The organism is Chamaesiphon sp. OTE_20_metabat_361, from assembly GCF_031364565.1.
This window is the reverse complement of record NZ_JANLWO010000576.1, coordinates 1-2,408: the sequence shown is the minus strand read 5'-3', so window position 1 is coordinate 2,408 and position 2,408 is coordinate 1. Positions and strand designations below refer to the sequence as shown.

Annotated in this window: 2 protein-coding genes and 1 pseudogene; 2 read left to right on the top strand and 1 reads right to left on the bottom strand. The window is 47.9% G+C overall.

What is annotated here, in order from left to right:
• Nucleotides 1-116 precede the first annotated feature (116 nt).
• Nucleotides 117-818, top strand: coding sequence for a class I SAM-dependent methyltransferase (locus RMO35_RS16600; RefSeq protein WP_309742429.1), 702 nt, complete (start codon nt 117-119; stop codon nt 816-818).
• A gap of 3 nt (nt 819-821) precedes the next feature.
• Here the strand turns inward: RMO35_RS16600 and RMO35_RS16595 are convergent, their stop codons facing one another.
• Nucleotides 822-1,865, bottom strand: coding sequence for a hypothetical protein (locus tag RMO35_RS16595; RefSeq protein ID WP_309742428.1), 1,044 nt, complete (start codon nt 1,863-1,865; stop codon nt 822-824).
• 218 nt (nt 1,866-2,083) lie between these two features.
• Here RMO35_RS16595 and RMO35_RS16590 point away from each other — a divergent pair.
• Nucleotides 2,084-2,254: pseudogene (locus RMO35_RS16590) on the top strand (dienelactone hydrolase); the annotation flags it as partial.
• Nucleotides 2,255-2,408: the final 154 nt, after the last annotated feature.

The window sequence follows — 2,408 nt, the reverse complement described above, 5'->3', positions numbered from 1 at the left end:
CACACGATCGTTCAAAAAGATCGCTGGTTTAAGTCAGATGCGATCGATTAATCGCGATTACCTAAATATGCGCGATTAGGATTGAGTTTATTCATTTATTTAATTTTATAAAGATCGTGACAAAACCAGACCCCGCAATCTTTTTCAATCGAGAAATGGCCGCTACTTATGACCAAAGGAATACTGTGTTTGCGCCACTGCGCGAAGCCCTAAATTTTCTCATCCACGCTATTCTTGCCGAACTGCCGAGCGATGCGCGGATTCTCTGTGTCGGTGTTGGTACTGGAGTGGAACTAATCGATTTAGCTCAAGCATTTCCCCAATGGCAATTCACGGGGATCGAACCTGCGGCACCCATGCTCGATATCTGTCGCCAACGGATTGCCGAAAATGGTCTTACTTCCCGCTGCACTCTTCATGAAGGTTATCTCGATTCATTACCTCCAGTGGATTCATTTGATGCGGCAACTTGCTTGTTTGTTTCGCACTTCTTGATGCTCTCAGAAGATCGGCGTCACTTCTTCGAGCAGATCGCTGTCCGACTTCGCCCCCAGGGGTATTTGATTAATGCCGATCTAGCTGCCGATCTTGCTGCTTCAGAATATGCCGACATGCTGAATGTTTGGCTGCGGGTGATGCAAGGTGGCGGTGACGTATCCGCAGAGCAGATCGCCAAGGTTCGTGCCGCGCACAGTCGCGAGGTGGCTGTGCTGCCACCATCAGCAGTCGCCGCAATCATTGCGGCAGGTGGCTTTGAGCCACCTGTGCAGTTCTATCAAAATCTGTTGATGCACGCTTGGTATGCCCGCCGACAATAGCGATTATTTGGTAATTGCCTCCCAAGCGGTAATAACGGACTGTAACGACTTGGGTACACGCTGTTTCTCAATGCTAGTATAGCTGACGCTACTACCGATCGATTGGAGCGTGACTGTCGGCACATCCGCCACAGATGCCGAAGTTAGATAGTTCAATCCATTGAGGTTGGGCAAGCCTTGACGCGATAATACAGCTTTGAATCGATCGAGTCGTACTGGGTTCAGCGTGCGTAATAGTACCGGACGCGATCGAATATTCGGTGCCGTAACTAGGCGGGTAACTTTACCATCTGTTGAGAGGGTGTTAGTAATAGTTCTACCAGTTAGATCGCCAGATGAAGAACTAGTAAATAAAATATTGGATGCTAGCGCAGCATCAGTAGTCGCAAATGTAATCGCGACTGGAGCTAGAGCCTTGCTAGCGGCTGAATTTTGGACAATGCGACTGGCATTGCGATCGAGATGGTACACCCAGCTAGATCGTCCATCAGTTAGGACTGCTTGCCAACCGGGAATCGCAATTTTGGTACAAGCGCGGCGAGGTGTGAAGATTCCCAGACAACCATCAAATGTGCGGGGATTAATGGCTGTGACGCGGAGTTTATTTAGTGGGACATTCAATTCTCGACGGGCAGCTTGCCGTAACTTCCGGGCTACTGGTAGTGGTAAGACAGCTTGGGGTGAGGTTTCAGTGCGCAGATTTGTACCCGTGTTATCGGTGCGATAGACATAGCTCTGGCTGCCATCAGTAGCTTCAACGAGCCAACCATTGACGACTGCTTGCGTACAGACTTCATCAGTCTTGCCTAAGCCCAGACAGCCATCCGGCCAAGCTTGAGCCGAAAAGTTCTGGACTTTGATGCTCGCTGGCGGCACTTTGAATCGCTGCACCATGTCTCGATCGATCTTATTGGCGACTCCTTTGGGTAGGACATTGGTTTGGGCAACTGCGGCAGAGCTGAGTGGTAATAAGACTGAGATGGGTGCTAAAATCGCCATCCCAATCGCCCAACAACTACCCAAATAACTATGAATTCGACCTAACATATATCTAATCTAATAACTAACTTATTAGACTTGTTAGATAGTCTTTTAGTTTCAAATTAATTGAAATTCTTTAGCTATTGTCGTAACTTAGTAAGATTATAAATAGCAGACAACTACGGCAGAAAATTATTGATTTTGACAACCAGAGATGCTATTTTGTTCCTGTAAAGAGCATGGGGAACGTGCCAGCCGATCGGCATCAGGCTCCATTCCCGATCGCGATCGCGAGTGCTAATCCGCATTTTTATCCCCAAGTTGTTGCTGCTTTTGCCTATGGCGCTCATACGGCGGCGATCGGACAATTAGGCTATGCACCGAGGAGGATCTTACCGATCTCAGATGCTTTGCCGATCCTGCTCATTGGGGGTACCTGTGACGGCGTAGATGCTATCGGTTTATTCATTAGACTACGCTCGAACTAATTGTCATTTACACAAAATCAGTCAGTGCGATTGTGATTCCGAGTTGCTCGGCTAACGCACTGACTGATGATGAAAATTGTGTCAAGTTTGTGAGCGGAAAATGTCCAGAGATATTAGAGTT